The sequence below is a fragment of the Palleronia pontilimi genome (assembly GCF_016412875.1).
GTDB classification, from domain to species: Bacteria; Pseudomonadota; Alphaproteobacteria; order Rhodobacterales; family Rhodobacteraceae; genus Palleronia; species Palleronia pontilimi.
The window spans coordinates 1-336 of sequence record NZ_JAEKPD010000047.1 but is presented as its reverse complement, the minus strand read 5'-3'; the positions used below and the strand labels follow the sequence as shown (position 1 = coordinate 336).

The window sequence follows — 336 nt, the reverse complement described above, 5'->3', positions numbered from 1 at the left end:
GAAAATGGTGGTTGCTGTTGCTGTGAAAATGGTGGTTGTTGTTGCTGCTGCAAAAATTGTGGTTGTTGCTGCTGTGAAATTGGTGGTTGTTGTGAAAACGGTGGTTGTTGTTGCTGCGAAAATGGTGGTTGTTGTTGTTGCGAAAATGGTGATTGCTGTTGCTGCGAAAATGGTGGTTGTTGTTGCTGTGAAAATGGTGGTTGTTGTTGCTGCGAAAATAGTGGTGGTTGTTGTTGCTGTGAAATTTGCGCAACGGCACTCGCCGCCGCAAGAGCGAGGAGGGCAAAGACGAGGAAGGTCTTCATTGTGGATTGGTGTTAACTAGTGTTGCTTGGC

The 336-nt window shown here is 46.7% G+C and carries 1 protein-coding gene; it reads left to right on the top strand.

Annotated features, from left to right (window positions below; all coding sequences use genetic code 11):
- A partial coding sequence (locus tag ILP92_RS18220) for a hypothetical protein (RefSeq protein WP_198917837.1) occupies window positions 1-325 on the top strand: 325 nt, incomplete at its 5' end.
- Window positions 326-336 lie beyond the last annotated feature (11 nt).